Genomic DNA, 20,821 nt, shown 5'->3' with positions numbered 1-20,821 from the left:
GGCTCGGGATGAGCGGGAGTGGTGGATTTCGCGCAGAGGCGCAGAGGCGCAGAGAAGAAGTGGAGACGCGAAAGGGGTTGGGTTTGGCGGCGAAGCCGCCTTGTGATTCAGTTCGTTGCGGCTGGTGTGAGGTTGGATTTTTGGCAGGCCTTGCTGCCCGCGCTGAGGTCTCTGCGTCTCGCCTTCTTCTCTGCGTCTCTGCGTGAAACCTGTCTGCTTCTGACGATTATCCCGTTTGGCTGCGCAAACTCCAGATTCCGTCATGCTGAACTTGTTTCAGCATCCATTTCTCCCAAAGCACCGGCGGTTTGAATGGAGAGATAGACCCTGAAACAAGTTCAGGGTGACGGTTTCGTTTATACGCAGCCCAATGCGATAATTGCCTATCGCTTGCACTATCGTGTTACACACCCCACTTAGGCGGCATGCTTTCACCCCATGTCATCGCAGCCGTGCTCTGGGCGGTTATTCTCGGCTTTGCTGGCGGGATACTCACCGAAATCGGTCCTTGGTATCGCAATCTTAAAAAGCCGTCTTGGCAGCCGCCTGACTGGTTGTTCGGTCCGGCGTGGACGGTGATCCTCGGATTGGCCGGTTGGGCCGCCGTATTGTCATGGAATGGCGCGGTTGATGAAACCGGGAGGATGACCGTCGTTGCCCTGTTTGCGGCCAACTTCGTGTTCCACTTTCTATGGTCGCCGCTGTTCTTCACCCGCAAGCGGCCTGACTGGGCACTTGTAGAAGTGCCGTTTCTGTGGGCCTCTGTGCTGGCGCTGGCCATCGGTTTGCGCGAATTCTCCGTGCTCGCAAGCTGGCTCATCGTGCCATACCTTGCATGGGTCAGCTTTGCCTCGATCCTCAATCTGGTGATTGTCCGGCTCAACCGGCCATTCGGGCCATAAGGCGGACGGGGTTTTGCGCTGTCCTACAAAGCTGCGATTGTGGCATAGCGGGGCATGGCTTGGTCAATCGCGCATCGCTTCCATCCGCTTGTTTGGAAAAAATCGAAAAGTCCGATCGATCGGGTGATACTGATCTGTTTCGATTGTTCCTCTGGACAGTGTAAACTGTGTAAACCTCGTGGCGCGTTCCGGGCTTGGCACTTTGCCTTGACTTTTGGTCGATCAGTCGCCATTTGCGCACTGCTATCGTCGCCTGCGACGGAATTTGTAGCCGCCGGGCTGTTGTTTCCTTTCACGCGCATCCAGCCCCGACGCGCATTTCTGCGGCGGGTTTTAACTGTTTTCGCGAAAGGAAAACATCCATGCCATGTGGCACAACCAACTTCCGGACAGCCTGACACATGGCGAAGGAAGACCTGCTTACCCTTGATGGGGAAATCGACGAGATTCTTCCCGATGGCCGCTTCGGCGTGATGCTGGAAAATGGCCATCGAATCATTGCCTACACGGCCGGCAAGATGCGCAAATTCCGCATCCGCTCGATCGTGGGTGACCGTGTGAAGGTTGAAATGACCCCATACGACCTGACTAAAGGCCGCATCGTCTTCCGCGAAAAGATCGCCGGCGGTGGTGGTGGTCCCGGTGGCGTTAAACGGCGCCGCTGATACTTTTGAACATACAGGAATTGAATGCCTACAACTTACGTAAATTCTAACATCGCGCTCAAAACGCCGCTCTATGCGGCACCGGTTCAAGCAGAACCCCAGCGCACCTCACCTGTCCTTTCGCAGCGCGAATTGCGGGCAATCGTTCTCCAGATGGTCGGCTAAAGGCCCCGTCGGAACAAGACAGCGGCGGCAAGTCCAACCGGACCTGCCGCCTTTTTCTCAGGCGAAGTCAGAGCATCTTGATGCGCTTGGGGCATTGCTATCCCTGATAGCTGTCCTAAAGACACTGTTATGACGCTGACAAACGCCCTCGAAAGCCGCCTTGGCTACCAGTTGCGCCGCGCCTCTGCGGTCATGATGGCCGATCTGTCGCGCGAGCTCGCCGACATGGACTTGCGCCCCGCCGAAGTCACCGCACTGCTGGTCATCGCCGAAAACCCCGACTGTTCACAAACCGAAGTGGGCCAGGCGCTGGCGATCAAGCGCGCCAACATGGTGCCGATCATCTCGCGCCTGATGGAACGCGGCCTTGTCGCGCGCCGCCGCATCGATGGCCGCAGCCACGCGCTCACACTCACCGATGATGGCAGCAAGTGCGCAAAAGACGTGCAAGACCGCATTGATCGCCACGAAGCGCGCTTTGTCGAATTGCTCAGCACACCGGATATGGAAACGCTATTCCGCTGCCTGCCCGTCATCCGCACCGCCCGCGAAGCCGAAGCGGAGGCTTAAGCCTCAGGCCCAGATCTTTTCACGATACCACTTCGTCACCACATACTTCAGGCCCTTGCGCACCTTCATCGCATGATGGAGCGTGGCCGGATTGACGCTGCCATCAGGGCGACGGTTGTTCCAGCAGATCAGCTTGCCGCGTTCGGGCTGGATCAACTTGTCGATCACCTTGAACCGTGTGGCCCCGCCTGCTTCCACGGTGTTGAGGTAGATCATGAAGGTCCATGTGCGCTGCCCGGCAATGCTGCAAAACGTCTGGTAGTCCGCGCCTTGCGGATCAAAGTAATCGGTATGCGCCTTGAATTCCTGCCCAACCTCATAGCGCTGGCCCTGGATCGGCTCACCAAAGCTGCGGTCAATGCCCGACAGTGATGAGAACCTTTCGTCCAGCGCGACGACATCCGGCTCCATCATCGGCAGGTCACATGTCTCGCTGGTGCGGAAATAGTGATCGCCATTGGCATCCGCGATCGTCGAGGGACGGCGGTCACGCTCGATGCGGGCAATCAGCGCGTCGCATTCATCACCCGAGAGGAAATTGCGCAGCATGAACATCTCGATCCGCGGGCTGGGCACTCTCATTATGCCCGGTATCGATAGCAGGCGCTCGGCACAGCGGGGGAGGGCAATATCATCCATAGCGCTGTCCATAACGTAGCGCTAACGCTGCGGGCAACTTGAAGTTGCTGGCGTGTTGGTCGTAAAACCGTCACGTTGCTGCCGCATGCGAGATTTCGTGATCATCCGTCCTGTCCGCCCTCCTGCCCGCAATGGCTTCTCGCTGGTCGAGATGATGGTCGTGTTGATGGTGATAGGCCTGCTGGCCGCTGCGGCCGTGCTGACGCTGCCGGGCGACGAGCGCAAATTGCGTGACGAGGCCGAGCGCTTTGCCGCGCGCACGCTGGCGGCACGCGATGAAGCTATCGTCGGCGCACGGCCGATCTCGGTGGTGGTGAGCGAACAGGGCTACTATTTCGAGCGGCGCAGCGAAGGCGCGTGGCAACCGCTGCCAGGGCGCGGCTTTGATCTGACGCCGTGGGATAATGCCACGACGGTTAGCGCCGGACGCCAAAGGGTGGTTTTTGATTCGCTCGGGCTTGCCAGTGGCGATGCGGCGGTGCGGCTGGGGCGGGGCGATCAGGCGCTGGTCGTGCAGATCCGGCGCGATGGCAAGGTCACGCTCGATGCGGGATAGCGTGCGTCCCAACGGTTTTACTCTGCTGGAATTGCTGGTGGCGCTGGCGGTGTTCGCTATCGCCGCGCTGGCCTTGTTGCAGATGGAAGGGGCAAGCATTGCGCGCACCGCTGATCTTGACCAGCGCTTGCTGCGCGAGATCGTGGCGCAGAACATGGCCGCCGAAATCCTGACCGACCCCGCACCGCCTGCTGTCGGATCAGCGAGCGGAACAATCGAGAACGCCGGACGCCGCTTCCAGTGGACGCGCACCGTAGCGCCACTGGCCGATTACGGCGTGTTGGGCATTACCTTGAGCGTGCAGGAAACAACCGTGGGCGCAGGCAGCCAAGCCTTCACGCTCGACTTCACCCGGCTGCCTGCGTCGTGAGCGAGGAACCCACCCACAACGGCTTTACGCTGGTCGAGATGCTGATCGCCTTGGCGCTGTTCGCCATCATTGCGGTCGGCGCCTTGGGGCTGCTCCGCTTCTCGGTGGATGCTGAACTGGCCAGTCGCACCAAGACCGATAGCATTGCGGCGCAACGCCGGTTTCTGTCGGTCTGGACCGCCGACCTTGCCCAAGCAGTGCCTCGCCCCGCGCGCGATCAGGCGGGCCGTCCGCACCCGGCGTTTGAGGCCAATGTCGATGGCGTCGTGATCCGCTTGACCCGCAGTGGTTGGGACAATGTGGATGGCGCAGCGCGGCCTAGCTTGCAAAAGGTGGAGTATCGCGTGACGCCCGCCGCGCTGGTTCGTGCAGGCTATCCCTTTCCCGATGGCGCTGCGGCAGAAACGGCGGCGGAAATGCTGCCATTGAATGGCGCGCCGACGCTCCGCTTTCGCGGCAAGGATGGCAACTGGCGCGAACGCTGGGAGCCGCAATTGACGACCGAGCTGCCGGTGGCGGTTGAACTGCTGTTGCCTCAAGCCGGACGCCCGCCGCTGCGGATCGTCTCGCTTGTCGGGGTAAACTACCAGTGATGCCAGATAATCCCCCCGATAACCCTAAGGAACGCGGGGCCGCGCTGCTTTCGGTGCTGTTGCTGGTGGCAGTGATGGCGGTGATTGCCGCGATCATGCTCGACCGATTGCATCTGGCGACGCGGCTGGCCGGAAACGGGCAGGCGATGACGCAGGCGCGGCTCTATGCCACCAGCGCCGAGACGCTGGCGATGGCGCGGATCAAGGCGATGGTCGAAAGCTCGCAAGAGCGCACCGTGGACCGGGGAGGATTGTTGGGCCGCGAATTCCCGCTGCCAATGGCGCGCGGCACAGTGATGGCGCGGGTGGATGATGCGGGAAACTGCTTTAACCTCAACTCGCTGGTCGAAGCCGATGCGCAAGGCGTGTTCAAACTGCGCGTTGTCGGCCTGAACCAGTTGCGCGCACTGATGGCGGGGCTTGGCATTTCCCCCGGTGAAGCCGCGATTGCCAGCGATGCTATTGCCGACTGGATCGACAGTGATGGTGTACCCGCGCCAAACGGGGCTGAAGACGAAACCTATCAGGGCAACACCGTGCCTTACCGCACCGCAGGTCGCCTGATTGGCGACGTCAGCGAGATTCGCAGCGTTCGGGGGATGACTCCGCAGTTTTATGAACGCATGCGTCCGTGGCTCTGCGCGCTGCCCGCTGCGGAGCTCTCGCCCATCAACGTGAATACGCTGCGCCCCGATCAGGCGCTGCTCTTGTCGATGCTGGCACCCGGAACAGTTCCGTTGGAGCGTGCAAGGGCTTTGCTGGCGGCAAGGCCAGCGCTCGGTTGGGCCAATGGGGCTGATGCCCTGCGCGGGATCGCGGGGGGAGAGGATGGCGGCGTGCCAACGGGCCAATTGCAAGTGCGCAGCCGCTGGTTTCTGCTGACCCAGACCGTCACGGTCGATTCGGCGGTGGTTGAAGAGCAGGCCTTGATCGACGTTGGCAACAATCCGCCCCGCGTGGCTTTCCGCAGCTGGGGCGACCGTTTGAGCCGCTGATCGGCTGCCAAAGCCCTTGTCAATTTGCACCCGGCGCAAGATTCTGCTTCCCTTTCCCGCGCCTTTCTGCAAATGGGCCAGCCCGCGCAGCATAGATGTTGCGCCGGATGTGTGGCGACCGTAGCTCAGTTGGTTAGAGCGCCGGTTTGTGGTACCGGAGGTCGGGGGTTCGAACCCCCTCGGTCGCCCCATTCTCTCCTTCGAATTGGCGCTTGCGGCTTTGCCTTTTAGGGTGCCGGGCAAGCAATGCGCTTGCTCCTGCCCGCGCCAAGTGGCAGAGCATTCAAAACCGGCGGCGGGGGTCGCCGGGAGAAGGATTCGATAGCCCCGCAATCATGCATGCATTTGCAAACCCCGCACGTTTCTTGCGCCTTGCACGCTGGCTGATGCCGCTTTTGCTGGTGTCGGGCCTCGTGCTCTCGATGGGCGCGCTGCTCTACGGCCTGCTGGTTGTGCCACCCGATCGCCTGATGGGTGAGACGGTGCGGATCCTGTTCATCCACGTGCCTTCCGCGTGGTTGGGCATGGCCGGTTGGTCAACCATCGCGATTGCAAGCCTTGTTGAACTGGTCTGGCGTCATCCCTTGGCCGCAATTGCCGCACGTGCGGCCGCCGTGCCGGGCGCAGCATTCACCGCCATTTGCCTTGCCACAGGTTCGATCTGGGCTCGGCCGACGTGGGGAACATGGTGGGTTTGGGATGGCCGGTTAACCAGCTTCCTGATCCTGCTGTTCCTCTATTTCGGTTACATCGCGCTATCGGGTGCAGCACAGCGCGACATGGCTTCGGGCGGTGGTGGCAACCGAATCACAGCGATTTTTGGTCTGGTGGGCGCGATAAATATTCCGATCATCAACCGTTCAGTCGTGTGGTGGAATAGCCTGCATCAGCCGCCTTCGATTACCGCGGGCAAATCTGCGATTGATGGCACGTTTTTGTGGCCGCTGCTGATCGCTGCGGTCGGGTTCAGCCTGATCTTTGGCGGCGTGGTGCTGGCACGGATGCGCACATTGTTAGCCGAAATTCAGACCGAGGCGCGCTTGCGTCGCAAGGCACTCGGATAAGCGGCGGGACTAAAGGGATAGAATGCGCGAAGGTCTTGATCAGTGGGATTATGTGATGGCGGCGCTGGCAATCGGTGTTGTCGGGACGCTGCTGCTGGTCGGTTTGTCGCTCGTAGCGATGATCCGGGCCGAACGTCGGCGTGACAAGGTAAGGGCTAAGTGAGCGAAACCAAAACTGGCGGTATCAAGCCAAAACATCAGCGCCTTGTGCTGCTGGTCATTGCACTGGTCGCTTTGATCGGTGCGGGCCTGCTTGCAGCTTATGCCCTGTCCAATCAGGCGAGCTATTTCTATGTCCCGGCCGATTTGGTGAAAGACCCGCCCGAGCAGGGACGCGCGATCCGCTTGGGCGGCATGGTCGAAAAGGGATCGCTCAAAACCCGGACCGATGGTGTTACCATCGATTTCGTGGTGGGCGATGGCATGTCGAAGGTTCCGGTGCGGTTCACCGGGATCACACCGGATTTGTTCGTCGAAGGTTCGGGCGTTGTGGCAGAAGGCCGGATGGAGGGGCAAACCTTTGTCGCCGACAATCTGCTGGCCAAGCATGATGAAAATTACGTGCCCCGTCAGATGGGCGATATGACGCAGGCGCAAGCCAAAGCGGTGGTGGCAGAGACAAAATGATCGCTGAACTTGGCCTTGCTGTCCTGTGGATGGCCGCCGCACTTGCCGCGTTGCAACTTTTCGCAGGCGTTGTGGCGCTGCGCCCCGGTGGCGCTGCGATGACCGGCCTCGTCCGGCCGTTGGCGATCATGCAGGGCGTATTGGTCGCCATCTCGTTTTTGGCGCTGATCGATCTGTTTCTGGAAACCGACCTTACGGTGAAACTGGTGGCCGAAAACAGCCATTCGATGAAGCCGTTTATCTTCAAGCTGGCGGGCACCTGGGGCAATCACGAAGGCTCGATGCTGCTGTGGGTGACGATCATGGCCATGTCTGGCGGGATCGTCGCGCTGGTGGAAAAGCGCCTGCGCGAAGATACGCTGATCGCGACGCTTGCGGGGCAGGCCTTTGTCAGCCTTGGTTTCTATGCGTTTCTGCTGCTTTCATCGAACCCGTTTGAGCGTTTGCCCGAAGCCGTGCCTGAAGGGGCAGGGCTGAACCCGCTGCTTCAGGACATTGGCCTCGCCTTCCATCCGCCCACGCTTTACGTTGGCTATGTAGGTCTGTCGGTGGCGTTCAGCTTTGCGATTGGTGCGCTGGTCACACGCGATGTCGGGCCAGCCTTTGCCCGCGCGATGCGGCCTTGGGTTCTGGGGGCTTGGATTTTCCTGACGATCGGGATCACCGCGGGGTCTTACTGGGCCTATTACACGCTCGGTTGGGGCGGCTGGTGGTTCTGGGATCCGGTTGAAAACGCCTCGCTGATGCCGTGGCTGGCGGCAACGGCATTGCTTCATTCCGCCTCCGTATTGGCAAGCCGCAACGCCTTGCGCGCGTGGACAGTGATGCTGGGTGTGATCGCGTTTTCGATGTCGATGGTCGGAACATTCCTTGTGCGCTCGGGCATTCTGACATCGGTTCACGCCTTTGCTGTTGATCCGGAACGCGGCTCGTTCATTCTGGCGCTGCTGGCGATCTACATTGGCGGTGCCATGGCGCTGTTCGGCTTCCGCGCCTCGACGGTGACTGAGGGTGAACGCTTCAGCCTGTTCAGCCGCGAAGGCAGCCTTGTGTTCAACAACGTGATGCTGTGCGGCACGCTGGCGATCGTCCTGCTCGGCACGCTTTATCCGCTGATGACCGAAGCGTTTGACGCAAAGGTTTCGGTGGGGCCGCCCTATTTCAATCCGGTCTCGGCGATTTTCGTGATCCCGATGATGCTGATGATGAGCGTTGGTCCGCTGTTGCGCTGGCGCAAGGATAAGCCGGGGCGGATTACCGCTGTGGTGGCCATCCCGGCCTTGGTCACAGCGCTTGCACTGCTGGCGGTTGTGGTGTTTGCGCCGGGAATCCGCATCCTGCCAATCATTGGCATTGCGGTGGGTGCAGGCCTTGCGGTGGGAAGCTGGATGCCGCTGAAAGGCCGCAATCTGCGCCGCACGCCGCTGTCGGTCTATGGCATGGTGGTGGCGCATTTCGGTATTGGCGTGGCGCTTTTGGGCGCGGCCAGCGAAAGCGCGTTTTCGACCGAACGCTTGGCGGCGATGAATGTCGGCGATACCCAGCAAGTGGGGCCGATTACGGTAAAGTTGCTCTCGATTGCGCCTGTTGCCGGTCCAAACTGGACCGCGCTTGATGCAACGGTGACGGCATCTTACAAAGACGGAGCGCCGGTAACGCTACATCCCCAAGCGCGCACCTTCTCCTCACCGCCCGGTGAGCGTACAGAGTCTGCGCTGCATACGCGCTGGAACGGCCAGCTCTATGCGGTACTTGGCAAAGAGGGTGATGACGGGCGCTGGCAGATGCGGTTCTGGTGGAAGCCGTTTGTGCCGCTGTTGTGGTTAGGTGGCTTGTTGGTGGCGCTTGGTGGCATTTTGTCGCTGCTTGGCCGCGTGGCGCATGATGTGCGGCGTTTGCGGGCCGAGGGCAAGATTGCCTATCGCAAAGCGCGGCTGGAGAATCTCAAGTGACCGAGGCGGTGGCAAAGCGGCCGTCGCTGGCGATGTGGTTGCCGCTCGCCCTGTTTGGTGCGTTCTTTGTGCTGGTAATCTGGGGGCTGGTGCGTCCGGCTGACCGTGAAGTGGCCAGCGCATTTATCGGCAAGCCATTGCCGCAGTTTGCATTGGAGGCGGCGACGCAAGACCGTCCCGGGCTTTCGACAGCTGACTTCAAGACGGGCAAGCCCAAGCTGCTCAACGTCTTCGCCAGTTGGTGCGTGCCCTGTGCGGTGGAAGCGCCAACACTGGATGCCTTGGCCAAACGTGGCGTTGATATTCAGGGCGTGGCCATCCGCGATCGTAGCGAAGATCTCGCTCGGTTTCTGGCGACGAACGGCAATCCGTTCACCAGAATCGGCAAGGATGACGTGTCGCAAGTGCAAGTCGGTATCGGGTCATCGGGTGTGCCTGAAACCTTCGTGATCGATGGCAATGGCGTAATCCGCTATCAACATATCGGTGAAATTCGGCCTGAGGATATTGACCTGATCCTGCGCAAATTGGCGGAGGCAGGGCAATGATGGACTTTGCCACGAGTGCTTGGGCGCGGTTCTTCGTTCTGGCCTTGGTCGGATCGCTGATGGTCGCGGCTGCCACGCGGCCCGCCCTCGCGCAAGATCTGCTGCCGCCAGCGCCCTATGCCTATAAGCAACTGGAAGAACCTGCGCTTGAGGCCAAGGCGCAAGCGCTGATGGAGACGCTGCGCTGCCTTAAGTGCCAGAGCCAGGCGATTTCGGATTCGGATGCGCCGATGGCGGGTGATATGCGCCATCAAGTGCGCACCCGCATCGCAGCAGGCGAAGAGCCGGAGGCGATCCGCACATGGCTGGTTGAGCGCTATGGCGATTACGTAAGCTATGCGCCGCAAAACAAGCCGATCATGTGGCCACTGTTTGCGGCACCGCTGGTGATCCTGCTGTTGGCGGCACTGCTGTTGCGCGGTCGGTTCCGGCGTGACCCAAAGGATAGCGGCAAATGATGTGGGTTGTGATCCTGTTGGTGGCCGCAGCGGTGTTTGCCGTGATGGCCTTTGTCCTCAAGATGCCGCGTGCGGGCTGGGAGCTTTCTGGCGCGGCGCTGCTGGTTGGCATTGCGGGCTATGCCTTGCAGGGGCATCCTTCGATGCCGGGCGCGCCCAAAGCGCCGGTTGAGAATAAGCGCGCGGCAGATGAGGCGCTGATCAAGCAACGCCAGCAAATGGGCGACGCTTTTGCACAAGGGCAAAGCTGGCTGGTGCTGGCCGATGGCCTTGCCCGCCAAGGCCAGTTTGGCGCAGCCGCCGAAGTGTTGCGCAAAGGGTCTGAACAGTTCCCCAAGGATGCGGATATCTGGGTCTCCATGGGCAATGCACTGGTGGGCCATAGCGATGGCCTGATCACGCCTGCGGCACAATTTGCGTTCCAGAAGGCCGCCACAATCGCGCCGGACCATCCCGGCCCGCCGTTCTTCATGGGGCTGGCATTGGCGCAATCAGGCCGCTTGGCCGAAGCGCGGACGATCTGGGCCCAATTGCTGGTGCGATCCGCTGCCGATGCGCCTTATCGGGCCGATTTGTCAGAGCGGGTTCAGCGTATCGATTCGATGCTGGCGATGCAGGCTGGCAGCACGACCGCCGGTGGTCCGGTCAGCACCGCCGAACAGGCTGAAACTGCTCCTGCTCCTAAGGCTGAACAGCCCTGAAAACAGGCATTTAGGAACGTGGTAGAGTATCATCTGTTACCCTACCTATTCTGCACGTTTCCGCCCATTGCGGGGGCACAAGGGCGGTGCTAAAGCGCCGCGCCGACCCTGCTGTTCCGGCAGGCGCATACTAGGCTTTAGGCCGGGGGCACCGTTGCCATGAGTGATGCCGTAAATGAGGCCGTTGCGCCGCCTGCGCCTGTCGCCGGTCATGGTCACGCGGGGCATACGCAAGGATCGCTGGCCAAATTGGCGGTGGGTGCGATCGGCGTCGTGTTCGGCGATATCGGCACCAGCCCGCTCTACGCCTTGCGCGATACCTTTGCCGGCCATCACCCCCTGCCACTCGATCTGATGCATATCTTTGGCATCATCAGCCTGATGTTCTGGTCGATGATGATCATTGTGACTTTCAAGTACGTCTCGGTCATCATGCGGGCTGATAACAAGGGTGAGGGGGGCAGTCTTGCCCTGTTGGCGCTAATCAACCAGCACACCGACGGCAAGCGCTGGGGCAAGGGTATCATCCTGCTGGGCGTGTTCGCCACCGCGCTGTTCTATGGCGATTCGATGATTACGCCTGCCGTTTCGGTGATGGGCGCGATTGAGGGTGTGGCGGTTTACCGGCCCAGCATGCAAGGCCTGATCGTGCCCATCGTGGTGACAATCCTGATCGGCCTGTTCTTCATCCAGAGCCGTGGTACGGAAAAGGTAGCTGCGTTCTTTGGCCCGATCATGCTGGTCTATTTCGGCACGATCTCGGTTCTGGGTGTTCTCAGCATTCTGGAATACCCCGGTGTTGTGGCGGCGCTTAGCCCGCATTACGCCGTTAGCATGTTTCTTGCCGATCCGTTTCGCGGTTTCCTGGCGATGGGTGCCGCTGTGCTTGCGGTGACGGGGGCGGAGGCTCTCTATGCCGATATGGGCCATTTCGGACGCAGCCCGATCCGCGTTTCATGGCTGGCTTTCGTGCTGCCAGCGCTTGTGCTCAACTATCTGGGCCAAGCGTCTTTGCTAATCCGCAATCCAGCCGCATTGGAAAGCCCGTTCTATTTCCTCGCGCCGGAATGGTTCCAGTGGCCACTGCTGTTCATCGCTTCGGCGGCAGCAGTGATTGCCTCGCAAGCGGTGATTTCCGGTGCGTTCTCGGTCACGCAGCAGGCTATCCAGCTCGGATTTATCCCGCGCATGACGATCAAGCACACATCCACAGCAGCGGGCCAGATCTATATCCCGGTGATCAACTGGGCGCTGATGATTGCTGTGATCCTGCTGGTGTTGATGTTCCAGCGTTCGTCCAATCTGACGGCCGCTTATGGTATCGCGGTGACAGGCGCGATGCTGATCGACAACTTCCTGCTGGCGGTTGTGCTGTTCAAGCTGTGGCAGTGGAAGGCCCCTGCGGCCATTGCGATGCTGGCCCTGTTCTTCACCATCGATGCAGCCTACCTTGGCGCAAATCTGACCAAAATCCCCGACGGCGGTTATGTGCCGCTGGTCATGGGCGTGGCGATCTTTACGCTGCTTACCACATGGTCGCGCGGGCGCGCGCTGATGCGGGAAAACATGGCTGAGGGCACGATCCCCTTGGAAGTGTTTACCAAGTCTGCCCATTCCAGCGCGGCACGCGTGCCCGGAACCGCGATCTTCATGGCGTCAACCGCTGCGGGCGTGCCATCTGCGCTGCTCCACAACATCAAGCACAACAAAGTGTTGCACGAACGCGTGGTGATCCTGACGGTATCAATCGAGGACGTGCCCTATGTCGATCCGGTAGAGCGCTATTCGGTGAAAGATTACAGCAACGGCTTTTACCGGTTAACGCTGCGGTTCGGCTTTCTGGAAGAAACCGATGTGCCTGCTGCGTTGGTGGGTGTTAACATGTGCGGTGAGCCGTTCAACATGATGAAGACCAGCTTCTTCCTTTCGCGCCAGACGCTGATCGCATCTGACAAGCCGGGCATGGCGCTTTGGCGGGAAAAGCTGTTCGCGTGGATGCTGCGCAATGCAGCCAGTGCCATGGAATTCTTCCGCTTGCCCACAAATCGCGTGGTAGAATTGGGTAGCCAGTTGAAGATTTGATCGAAGTTGGCGTTTATTTCCTCGGCGTGGCACTTGGCAATCTGGTCAAATGCACTAGAATTCCGGTGATGGACCAGAAATAAACCATTATGTCGAACATCGCGCTGCTGCGTGAGATACTTGATGCTCAACTGGAAATGGTGTGCCGCTTCCGAGCTGATGGCACCATCCTGTTCGTTAACCGTGCCTATGCCAACTCGCTGAAGTCGGAACCGGCTGAGCTGACCGGCCAAAGTTTATGGCAATTCGTTACAGGCTCCGATCAGGAAAGTGTGCGCGAGCAGCTTGCACAATTGACGCCTGAACAGCCAGAGATAACTATCGAGAACCGCTTTGAAACTGCCAACGGCACGCGCTGGATGCTGTGGCGCAACCATGCGCTTGAATTTGACAAGGGCGGTCATTGGTCGGTGGCCCAATCCACCGCGATCGACATTACCGAGCGGCGCCAATTGGAAGAGCAATTGGAACTGCTGGTCGGGGAATTGAACCACCGCGTCAAAAACACGCTGATGGTGGTGCAGGCGATGGCCTATCAGACATTTCGCGGCACCGATGTACCCGCCTTGCCGGTTGAAAAGTTTAATCGCCGTCTGGCCGCCCTTTCAGGGGCACATGATGCGTTGAGCCGTCAGAACTGGAGCGGGGCACCTTTGGCAGAGATTGCTCGCCAGGGCCTGTTGATCTGTATGGATGGTAGCCGGCGGGTCAGCATTGCTGGCCCCGATGTAACATTGCCAACCAATGCCACGGTTTCCTTGGTCATGGTGTTGCACGAACTGGCCACTAATGCGCTGAAATATGGCGCGCTGTCTGGCGGAAGTGGCAAGATCGATGTTCGCTGGGATCTGGCCGAGCGGGATGGTTGGGTGGTGATCCATTGGCAAGAGCAAGGCGGCCCGCCGGTCACCATGCCAACCCGCAAGGGCTTTGGGTCGCGCTTGCTAACCGATGCCGTGCCACGTCAGCTCAACGGTCAGGTGGACCTGTCGTATCATGAAACGGGTTTGCATTGCTGCATTGCCATTCCCCTTGCCGCGTCGGGGCAAGCACCCGGGGAAGAGCATTGATTGCAGGTCGTCGAATTCTGGTGATCGAGGATGAGTTTATCGTCGCTGCCATGTTGTGCGATGTGCTTGAGGATGCAGGCGCTGCGCCACTGGGGCTGGTGGGACGTGTGGATGACGCGTTGCACATGATTGCCAGCGCTGAAATCGATGCTGCTGTGCTGGATTGGAATCTGCACGGGGAAACCGGCGCACCCTTGGCCGAGGCCTTGCGCACGCGAGGCATCCCGTTTGTGATTGCGACCGGATACGGTGCGGTGGAAGCTCAATTTGCCGATCAGGTTATTCTGGCAAAGCCCTATGTGCCCGATGCCTTGATAGAGCAACTGGGGCGATTGCTGGCCAAGTGAATGGCGGGGGCGGCATTGCTGCCACCCCGTGCACCTCGTCAATCGGCTTTGGCTTCGGCAACGGATTCGTTATGCAGGCTGGCTTCCACTTTGGCAGTTTCCTGCTTTGCTGCCGCGGCAGCTTTTTTGGCTTCGGCAGAGGCTTTTTCGCCCAGTTCGTCTGTTTTGGCTGCGGCATCGTCGACGGCGGCAGCGGCTTTGGCAGCCAGTTCGTCTGTCGCGGCGGCAGCTTCGTCGGCAACATCGTTACCTGCGGATTCCACGGCTGATCCGGCAGCGTCCTGCGTTTTTTCCGAGCAGGCTGAAAGCAGAAGGGCGGTGGCTGCGGTTGCAGCGAAAGTTGTAAATTTGCGCATGTGGTGGATCACTCCCCTTGGATGGTTCCAGCCCATCGGGGTGCTTCCCGCAATGGCTGGCTGAAGCATCAACGCATCAATGGATTATAATATCCCCCGCAGCAAAAAGGCGCAGCATCCGGTGATGCTGCGCCCTTTCAAGATACTGCGTTGAACAGCGGCGATGGTTATGCGCCGAGGTTTACGCTGACCATTGCATAGAGCATTGGCAATGACAGCAGCAGGTTGGTGCGGCTGGCAAACAGCGCGCGCGGCGCAGCAGCAGCCTTTTCTTCAGCCGATGCATCCACGATGCCGAGGATCTTCTTCTGGGCAGGCCAGATGATGAACCATACGTTGAACGCCATGATCAGCGCCAGCCACATGCCAAGGCCGATGAGGTTGACCGCGCCTTCGCCCGAGAAGGTCATCGCCTGGTGCGCATAACCCGACACGACAGCGATCACGAGGCCGGTCACAACGGTGAGCAGAGCTGCCCAACGGAAGAAGAAGAAGACCTTGGGAGCGATGTGGCCGGTGATCGCGCCCTTTTGTTCAGCAGGAATCTTCGGCATGGTCGGTACTTGAACAAAGTTCAGGTAATAGAGCAGGCCGATCCACAGGATGCCGAAAAAGACGTGAAGCCAGCGGAATACCGCGCCGACAGTGGCGGGTACGGATTCGCCATAGCCGATCATCATGGCGATTGCCGCGATGAGGCCAACGGCCAGAACTAGATGAAGATTGCCGAAAAACTTGGCCATCTGATTTTCCCCCTTATTGGAATGCTTAACCGGCACAGGGGCGCGACCACGCCCCCGCAATTGCGGCGTATATTAATCAGCGTTGTGCAAATGTCACACGAAAACCGGATGTGCAGACGTGTTCAATCGTGCGGGGGATTCTGCTCGACGTCAGGCTCGGCCCCGGCGGCAAGGCCGTGGCGCATCAGCATCGGGATTTGCGTGAAGGTGAATAGGAACGAAAGCGTGGTGACGCCCCACAGCTTTGCCTGCAACCAGACCTCGAAATTGCCGTTGGCGACATTGAAAAAGTACCGCAGCACTTCATTCAGCGCGGCAAGGAACAGGAAGAAGAACGCCCAGTTGCGCGAAAGCTTGATCCATCCGGCATCATCAAGGCCTTCGAACGCAGCTTCGAGCAGGGTGCGCAGCATCGCTTTGCCGCGCGCAAGGCCGGCAAACAGCACGCCAGCAAACAGCAGGTATATCGCGGTTGGCTTTACCTGTATCCAGAACGGATCGCCGAGCAGCACAGTGAGCGTGCCGAAGCCCAAAATTAGCGCGGTCGAAAGCCACAGCATCGGCGAGATTTTGCCCAAGCGCCACTTCGAGATGATCAGCGCTGCGACCGTTGCCACCATGAACGTGGCGGTGCCCTTGGTGACGGCAATGACTTCGGCCAAGCCTGCCACGGCGCCTTCGGGCTTGAAGTGCCGATAGGCGAGGAAGAACACCAGCAGCGGGCCGTAATCGACCAGCAGGTTGATCCATGAGGATTTGGGCTTATCGTTTGCGGTGCTCAACGGGCTACTCCTGCGATGACGCGGGCCACGAGATCGGGATCGAACGGGCGCAGATCATCGATCTTTTCGCCAACGCCGATGGCGTGGATCGGCAAGCCGTATTGTTCGGCGGCGGCCACCAGCACACCGCCGCGCGCTGTGCCATCCAGCTTGGTCATGATCAGGCCGGTGACGCCCGCCACTTCCTTGAACGTCTCGATCTGCTGCAACGCGTTCTGTCCGTTGGTGGCATCGAGCACGAGCACCACGTCATGCGGGGCTTCGGGATTGAGGCGGCCGAGCACGCGGCGCACCTTGGCCAGTTCGTCCATCAACTCGCGCTTGTTTTGCAGGCGGCCTGCGGTGTCAACGATCAGCGTATCGATGCCGGTGTCGGTGGCAGACTTTACCGCATCGAAGACGATCGAGGCCGGATCGCCGCCTTCGGGGCCGGTGATGACGGGAATGCCGAGGCGGTCCGCCCAGACCTTGAGCTGGCCGATGGCGGCGGCGCGGAAAGTGTCGCCCGCTGCCAGCATCACGCCATAGTCCTGTTCCTGGAACAAGTGCGCCAGCTTGGCGATGGTCGTGGTCTTGCCCGAACCGTTGACGCCGATCACGAGGATCACTTGCGGGCGGGGGAAGGCGACGATTTCGAGCGGTTTGGCGACAGGGCGCAGAATCGCGGCGATTTCTTCGGCCATCGCTTCTTTGACGGCCTGTTCGTTCACGCCGTTTTCAAAGCGCGCAACCTTCAGTTTTTCGCGGATGCGGGCGGCGGCGCGCGGGCCAAGGTCCGACAGGATCAGAGCATCTTCAAGATCATCCAACTGCGCGTCGGTCAGCTTTGATGCGCCAACGATGCTGCCAAGGTTTTCGGCAAGGCGTTCCGAGGTCTTGCGAAAGCCGCCGAGCAGACGGTCGGACCAACTCTCGCCACTCATTCCAGTATTCCTTCGATGATCTTTGTCGGTGTGCAAGTGACCAGACTGCCGGGCACGGTGCCCGGCGCGGTGCGGTAGCTGGCGAAGTGGCCTGCATGGCCGGTTCCGTCGCGTTCGGCAAGCACGCTGGCGGGCTGGCCCAGCAGGGTGTGCAGCCAGTGCCCGCGTTGACCGGCAACCGCAGCGCGCAGTTCGGCGGCGCGTTCTTTGACCAGCAGCGGTGCCACTTGCGGCATCTTGGCCGCAGGCGTGCCGGGGCGGGGCGAATAGGGGAAGATGTGGCCGTGGACGACATCGCATTCGCGCACGATGGAAAGGTTATTGGCGTGCATTTCGGGCGTTTCGGTGGGGAAGCCCGCAATCAGGTCTGCGCCGATGGCCACTTCGGGGCGGTGCGCCTTGATATGTTGGACAAGCGAAATGGCTTGCGCGCGGGTGTGGCGGCGCTTCATCCGCTTGAGGATCATGTCATCGCCCGATTGCAACGAAAGGTGGATGTGCGGCATCAACCGCGCCTCGCCGGTGATCAGATCAAGCAGCAGCGGATCAATCTCCACCCCGTCGAGCGAGGACAGGCGCAGGCGGGGCAGGGAGGGGAAGGTGGCAAGGATCGCGGCGACCAGATCACCCAGCTTGGGAGCACCGGGAAGGTCTGCCCCCCACGAGGTTACGTCCACCCCGGTCAGCACCACTTCGGCCACGCCAAGGTTCAGATGCGGTTCGATGGCGCGCAGCACATCGACCACCGGCAGCGACATGCTGGGGCCGCGCCCTTGCGGGATGATGCAGAAAGTGCAGGCGTGATCGCAGCCGTTCTGCACCGGCACAAATGCGCGGGTGTGGTGCTCTGATACGGCGGCGGGCCTGACATTGCCCTGCGTCCAATGCCGCGCCACGAGCTTTTCCGCATTGGGCACAACCGCATCGACTTCGGGCATCTGCGCGAAGCTGTCCTGCTCTATCGTGGCGGCACAGCCGGTGACGACTAGCCGCGCTTCGGGGTGTTCGCGGCGCAGGCGGCGCACGGCGCGGCGCGATTGGCGCACCGCCTCTGCCGTCACCGCGCAAGAATTGACCACGACCGTTTCCGGCGCGTCTTGCAGCATCGCCCGGATCGTCTCGCTTTCCGCGATGTTCAGCCGGCAGCCGAGAGAGACGACCTGCGTGGTCATAGCGGGTATTCGGCGTCCTCGAACGTGCCGTCAAAGCTGAATGCCGCAGGGCCGGTCATCTCGATATTGCCGCCTTCGGGCCATGCTATGTTCAAGGGACCGCCTGGAAGGTCAACGCGTACGGTACGGCCCGTCAGTTTGCGGCGGATTGCGGCCACTGCCGTGGCGCAAGCGCCGGTCCCGCAGGCGCGTGTCAGGCCGACGCCGCGTTCCCAAACCCGCAAGGCAAGGTGATCCGGACCGACGCGGGCGGCGATGTTCACGTTGATGCGATCAGGAAACAGCGGATCATTCTCGATCATCGGCCCAAGCCGTTCGAGGTCTACGGCGTCAATATCGGAGACAAAAAACACAACGTGCGGATTGCCGACGTTTACGCCGACCGGGTTTTCCAGCTCTTCCCACCCCACCGGCATTTCAAGCGTGTCCATCGCATAGGCCACGGGGATTTCGTCCCACTTGAACCGGGGCGCGCCCATATCGACCGATACGGCTTGCGCATTGGCATCCGAGCGGATCAGGCCGCCCAGCGTTTCTATGGTCTGCGTGCCGCCCAGCAACAGGCCGACGGCGCGGCTTGCGTTGCCGCAAGCCTCGACTTCGCTGCCATCGTTATTGAAAATCCGCATGCGCACATCGGCCTGCGTGGAATGCTCGATCACGATCAACTGGTCGCACCCGATGCCAGTATGTCGGTCTGCCAGAGCAGCCGCGCGGCGCGGGGACATGGGGACAGCCGCCGTGCGGGCGTCAATCACCACGAAATCGTTGCCGAGGCCGTGCATCTTGCGGAAAGAAATACGCATGGACCGCGACATAGGCATTCACACGCCCAAGGGCAATGCATAGGCTGGTGGTTCAGGCGGCGGCAGCGTGCTCGAACTGATCATCGGCAGTGGCGAGCTCGCGCAGCATATTCTGATCGGCCAGCATCTCATGCACGCTTTGCGCATCGGTGGGCTGGCCATAGAGGTAGCCCTGGCCCTTGAACGAGCCAAGCTTGCGCAATTCCGCCAGAACTTCCGGCGTCTCGATACCCTCGGCGGTGATCGGCAGGCCCATGCCTTTGCCAAGCGAGGAGATCGCCTCGATAATCGTCGCGCTGTCCTTGCTGACGTCAAGGTTTGACACGAAATGGCGGTCAATCTTGATCTGGTCGAACGGCAGTGTGCGCAACTGGGCAAAGCTGGAATAGCCGTTGCCGAAATCGTCAAGGCTGATGCGGATGCCCTGGTTTTTCAGGCTGGTGATCAGTGTCCGCACCATGCCCAGGTTTTCGTGCAGGCAGCTTTCGGTTATCTCGACATCAAGCCGTTGCGGCGGGAAGTTTGCTTCGAGCAATAACCGCAGCAGCCTTTGCGCAAACCACGGATCGCGCAACTGGATGGGGGAGATATTCACCGACAGCGTCAGGCGCGGGTTCCATTCACGGGCATCCTTCAGTGCCTGACGGATCAGGCTTTCCGAAAGGTCGGAAATCAGGCCGATTTCCTCGGCAACAGGGATGAACACATCGGGCGACATAAGGCCACGGCGCGGATTCTTCCAGCGAGCCAGCATTTCGAAACCGGTCAACTGGCCGGTATCAAGGTCGATCTGCTTTTCATAGAACGGCACGAATTCGCCCGCCGGAATGCCTTGGCGGATGCTATGCTCCAGCTCGTTGCGATACCGCAATTCGCTTTCCAGACTGGCATCGAACCAGCGGTAGCCGTTGCGACCGGCCTTTTTAGCCTGATACATGGCAAGGTCTGCGCGGTGCAGCAGTGTGGTGGCCAGCTTCTGTGATGCCGATGAATCCGAGCTGCTTGTAGTCGCAAGGCCTACCGAGGCGGTAACTTCGATGGCAAGGCTATTGATGATGATGGGGTGAGCGATTTGTTCGTTAATGCGCAGCACAAGCCGGTCAATCGCTTCGGAATGATCGGGATCATAAATTGCGGCGCAGGCAAATTCGTCGCCGCCAAGGCGGGCTATGATCGAGCGTTCGGGCAAGGCCGAGCGGATGCGGCGGGTCGCTTCCAATAGCACCGCATCGCCGGCAAGATGGCCATGAACGTCATTGGAGCGCTTGAAGTGGTCAAGGTCGATGACCATAGTGACGACTTCGTGTCCGGTGATGCGGGCGCTTGCGATCATGTCTTGCAAGGCGTCGTCGATTGTCCTGCGGTTGAGGCAGCCGGTCAGAGGGTCGGTCTGGGCAAGGGTCCGGGCGATTTCTTCAGCTTGCCGACGTTGCGAAACCTCGCCGGTGAGATCCATGTAGCGGCGGCAGCCGAACAGCAGCAATGCCACATTGAGCAGTAGCGCGGCGCTCAGAATATCGTCGAGCGGTTTGCCGTTGCTGATCAATGAAGTGACGAAATCGGCGATCACCGATGATCCATTGGCAATAATCAGGATGATCATGGCAACAACAATGCCAAGACCAATCAGGTCCTTGTCGGCCTTGGCCATTTTTTCGCGCTTGGTCTTCTGATCGTGCGGCATGCTTGCCATAGCCGATGCTTTCGTATTGACTGCAACCGCCTGCCGACGATT

General features: G+C 60.3%; 26 protein-coding genes and 1 tRNA gene. 19 read left to right on the top strand and 8 right to left on the bottom strand.

Annotated elements, in window-relative coordinates; translation table 11 throughout:
- The first annotated feature begins 425 nt into the window (after nucleotides 1-425).
- The 4 genes from IP81_RS07955 (at nucleotide 426) to IP81_RS07945 (ending at nucleotide 2,302) form a co-directional block, all read left to right on the top strand.
- Complete coding sequence (locus IP81_RS07955; RefSeq protein WP_054107447.1) at nucleotides 426-902, top strand: TspO/MBR family protein; 477 nt, start codon at nucleotides 426-428, stop codon at nucleotides 900-902.
- 401 nt (nucleotides 903-1,303) lie between these two features.
- Nucleotides 1,304-1,567 carry a translation initiation factor IF-1 gene (gene infA, locus IP81_RS07950; protein WP_054107446.1) on the top strand — a complete coding sequence of 88 codons (264 nt, stop codon included), beginning with the start codon at nucleotides 1,304-1,306 and terminating at the stop codon, nucleotides 1,565-1,567.
- A 24-nt stretch (nucleotides 1,568-1,591) separates the two neighbouring features.
- Nucleotides 1,592-1,732 (top strand): hypothetical protein, encoded by a 141-nt coding sequence (locus IP81_RS20140; RefSeq protein ID WP_157573129.1) that lies wholly within the window; start codon nucleotides 1,592-1,594, stop codon nucleotides 1,730-1,732.
- A gap of 129 nt (nucleotides 1,733-1,861) precedes the next feature.
- Nucleotides 1,862-2,302: a MarR family winged helix-turn-helix transcriptional regulator gene (locus tag IP81_RS07945; RefSeq protein WP_054107445.1), complete on the top strand. Its 441-nt coding sequence runs from the start codon at nucleotides 1,862-1,864 to the stop codon at nucleotides 2,300-2,302.
- A gap of 3 nt (nucleotides 2,303-2,305) precedes the next feature.
- On the opposite strand, the gene IP81_RS07940 is transcribed toward IP81_RS07945, so the two are convergent.
- The gene (locus IP81_RS07940) at nucleotides 2,306-2,941 is read right to left on the bottom strand and encodes a 2OG-Fe(II) oxygenase (protein WP_054107444.1); all 636 of its coding nucleotides are present in this window, start codon (nucleotides 2,939-2,941) and stop codon (nucleotides 2,306-2,308) included.
- Between the two features lie 97 nt (nucleotides 2,942-3,038).
- On the opposite strand from IP81_RS07940, the gene IP81_RS07935 reads away from it, so the two are divergent.
- From IP81_RS07935 to IP81_RS07870, 15 genes are all read left to right on the top strand, one after another.
- Complete coding sequence (locus tag IP81_RS07935; RefSeq protein ID WP_197274570.1) at nucleotides 3,039-3,497, top strand: GspH/FimT family pseudopilin; 459 nt, start codon at nucleotides 3,039-3,041, stop codon at nucleotides 3,495-3,497.
- Nucleotides 3,487-3,867 carry a type II secretion system minor pseudopilin GspI gene (gspI, locus tag IP81_RS07930; RefSeq protein WP_082356042.1) on the top strand — a complete coding sequence of 127 codons (381 nt, stop codon included), beginning with the start codon at nucleotides 3,487-3,489 and terminating at the stop codon, nucleotides 3,865-3,867. The genes IP81_RS07935 and gspI overlap by 11 nt, the downstream gene beginning before the upstream one ends.
- Entirely contained in the window at nucleotides 3,864-4,460 is a 597-nt protein-coding gene (gene gspJ, locus IP81_RS07925) for a type II secretion system minor pseudopilin GspJ (RefSeq protein ID WP_054107442.1), read from the top strand. Before gspI ends, gspJ begins: the two co-directional genes overlap by 4 nt.
- Entirely contained in the window at nucleotides 4,460-5,455 is a 996-nt protein-coding gene (gene gspK, locus IP81_RS07920) for a type II secretion system minor pseudopilin GspK (RefSeq protein ID WP_054107441.1), read from the top strand. The genes gspJ and gspK overlap by 1 nt, the downstream gene beginning before the upstream one ends.
- A 114-nt stretch (nucleotides 5,456-5,569) precedes the next feature.
- Nucleotides 5,570-5,646, top strand: a tRNA-His gene (locus IP81_RS07915).
- 144 nt (nucleotides 5,647-5,790) lie between these two features.
- Entirely contained in the window at nucleotides 5,791-6,519 is a 729-nt protein-coding gene (gene ccmC, locus IP81_RS07910) for a heme ABC transporter permease CcmC (protein WP_054107440.1), read from the top strand.
- A gap of 22 nt (nucleotides 6,520-6,541) precedes the next feature.
- A complete protein-coding gene (locus IP81_RS20875; protein WP_197274569.1) occupies nucleotides 6,542-6,682 on the top strand; it encodes a hypothetical protein in 141 nt (46 codons plus the stop codon).
- Nucleotides 6,679-7,146, top strand: a complete 468-nt coding sequence (gene ccmE, locus IP81_RS07905; protein WP_054107439.1) for a cytochrome c maturation protein CcmE — start codon at nucleotides 6,679-6,681, stop codon at nucleotides 7,144-7,146. Before IP81_RS20875 ends, ccmE begins: the two co-directional genes overlap by 4 nt.
- Entirely contained in the window at nucleotides 7,143-9,098 is a 1,956-nt protein-coding gene (locus IP81_RS07900; RefSeq protein ID WP_054107438.1) for a heme lyase CcmF/NrfE family subunit, read from the top strand. Before ccmE ends, IP81_RS07900 begins: the two co-directional genes overlap by 4 nt.
- Nucleotides 9,095-9,646, top strand: a complete 552-nt coding sequence (locus IP81_RS07895; RefSeq protein ID WP_054107437.1) for a DsbE family thiol:disulfide interchange protein — start codon at nucleotides 9,095-9,097, stop codon at nucleotides 9,644-9,646. Before IP81_RS07900 ends, IP81_RS07895 begins: the two co-directional genes overlap by 4 nt.
- A 59-nt stretch (nucleotides 9,647-9,705) precedes the next feature.
- Nucleotides 9,706-10,104, top strand: a complete 399-nt coding sequence (locus IP81_RS07890) for a cytochrome c-type biogenesis protein (protein ID WP_369800728.1) — start codon at nucleotides 9,706-9,708, stop codon at nucleotides 10,102-10,104.
- Complete coding sequence (locus IP81_RS07885; protein ID WP_054107435.1) at nucleotides 10,101-10,805, top strand: tetratricopeptide repeat protein; 705 nt, start codon at nucleotides 10,101-10,103, stop codon at nucleotides 10,803-10,805. The genes IP81_RS07890 and IP81_RS07885 overlap by 4 nt, the downstream gene beginning before the upstream one ends.
- Before the next feature lie 159 nt (nucleotides 10,806-10,964).
- A complete protein-coding gene (locus IP81_RS07880; protein ID WP_054107434.1) occupies nucleotides 10,965-12,887 on the top strand; it encodes a potassium transporter Kup in 1,923 nt (640 codons plus the stop codon).
- 89 nt (nucleotides 12,888-12,976) lie between these two features.
- Complete coding sequence (locus tag IP81_RS07875; RefSeq protein ID WP_054107433.1) at nucleotides 12,977-13,957, top strand: sensor histidine kinase; 981 nt, start codon at nucleotides 12,977-12,979, stop codon at nucleotides 13,955-13,957.
- The gene (locus tag IP81_RS07870; protein ID WP_054107432.1) at nucleotides 13,954-14,304 is read left to right on the top strand and encodes a response regulator; all 351 of its coding nucleotides are present in this window, start codon (nucleotides 13,954-13,956) and stop codon (nucleotides 14,302-14,304) included. Before IP81_RS07875 ends, IP81_RS07870 begins: the two co-directional genes overlap by 4 nt.
- A gap of 38 nt (nucleotides 14,305-14,342) precedes the next feature.
- On the opposite strand, the gene IP81_RS07865 is transcribed toward IP81_RS07870, so the two are convergent.
- The 7 genes from IP81_RS07865 to IP81_RS07835 form a co-directional block, all read right to left on the bottom strand.
- Entirely contained in the window at nucleotides 14,343-14,660 is a 318-nt protein-coding gene (locus IP81_RS07865; RefSeq protein WP_157573127.1) for an entericidin EcnAB, read from the bottom strand.
- A 167-nt stretch (nucleotides 14,661-14,827) separates the two neighbouring features.
- Nucleotides 14,828-15,403 carry a urate hydroxylase PuuD gene (locus tag IP81_RS07860; RefSeq protein WP_054107430.1) on the bottom strand — a complete coding sequence of 192 codons (576 nt, stop codon included), beginning with the start codon at nucleotides 15,401-15,403 and terminating at the stop codon, nucleotides 14,828-14,830.
- A 122-nt stretch (nucleotides 15,404-15,525) separates the two neighbouring features.
- Nucleotides 15,526-16,185: an inner membrane-spanning protein YciB gene (locus IP81_RS07855; protein WP_054107429.1), complete on the bottom strand. Its 660-nt coding sequence runs from the start codon at nucleotides 16,183-16,185 to the stop codon at nucleotides 15,526-15,528.
- The gene (gene ftsY / locus IP81_RS07850; RefSeq protein ID WP_054107428.1) at nucleotides 16,182-17,108 is read right to left on the bottom strand and encodes a signal recognition particle-docking protein FtsY; all 927 of its coding nucleotides are present in this window, start codon (nucleotides 17,106-17,108) and stop codon (nucleotides 16,182-16,184) included. Before ftsY ends, IP81_RS07855 begins: the two co-directional genes overlap by 4 nt.
- The gene (locus IP81_RS07845; RefSeq protein ID WP_054107427.1) at nucleotides 17,105-18,280 is read right to left on the bottom strand and encodes a MiaB/RimO family radical SAM methylthiotransferase; all 1,176 of its coding nucleotides are present in this window, start codon (nucleotides 18,278-18,280) and stop codon (nucleotides 17,105-17,107) included. The genes ftsY and IP81_RS07845 overlap by 4 nt, the downstream gene beginning before the upstream one ends.
- Entirely contained in the window at nucleotides 18,277-19,086 is an 810-nt protein-coding gene (gene dapF / locus IP81_RS07840; protein WP_054107426.1) for a diaminopimelate epimerase, read from the bottom strand. Before dapF ends, IP81_RS07845 begins: the two co-directional genes overlap by 4 nt.
- A 52-nt stretch (nucleotides 19,087-19,138) precedes the next feature.
- Nucleotides 19,139-20,779, bottom strand: coding sequence for a bifunctional diguanylate cyclase/phosphodiesterase (locus IP81_RS07835; protein ID WP_157573126.1), 1,641 nt, complete (start codon nucleotides 20,777-20,779; stop codon nucleotides 19,139-19,141).
- Between the last annotated feature and the right edge of the window lie 42 nt (nucleotides 20,780-20,821).

The organism is Novosphingobium sp. AAP83, from assembly GCF_001295795.1.
Classification (GTDB): domain Bacteria; phylum Pseudomonadota; class Alphaproteobacteria; order Sphingomonadales; family Sphingomonadaceae; genus Novosphingobium.
The sequence above is the reverse complement of the archived record's forward strand: the minus strand, read 5'-3'. Positions and strand labels throughout refer to the sequence as shown.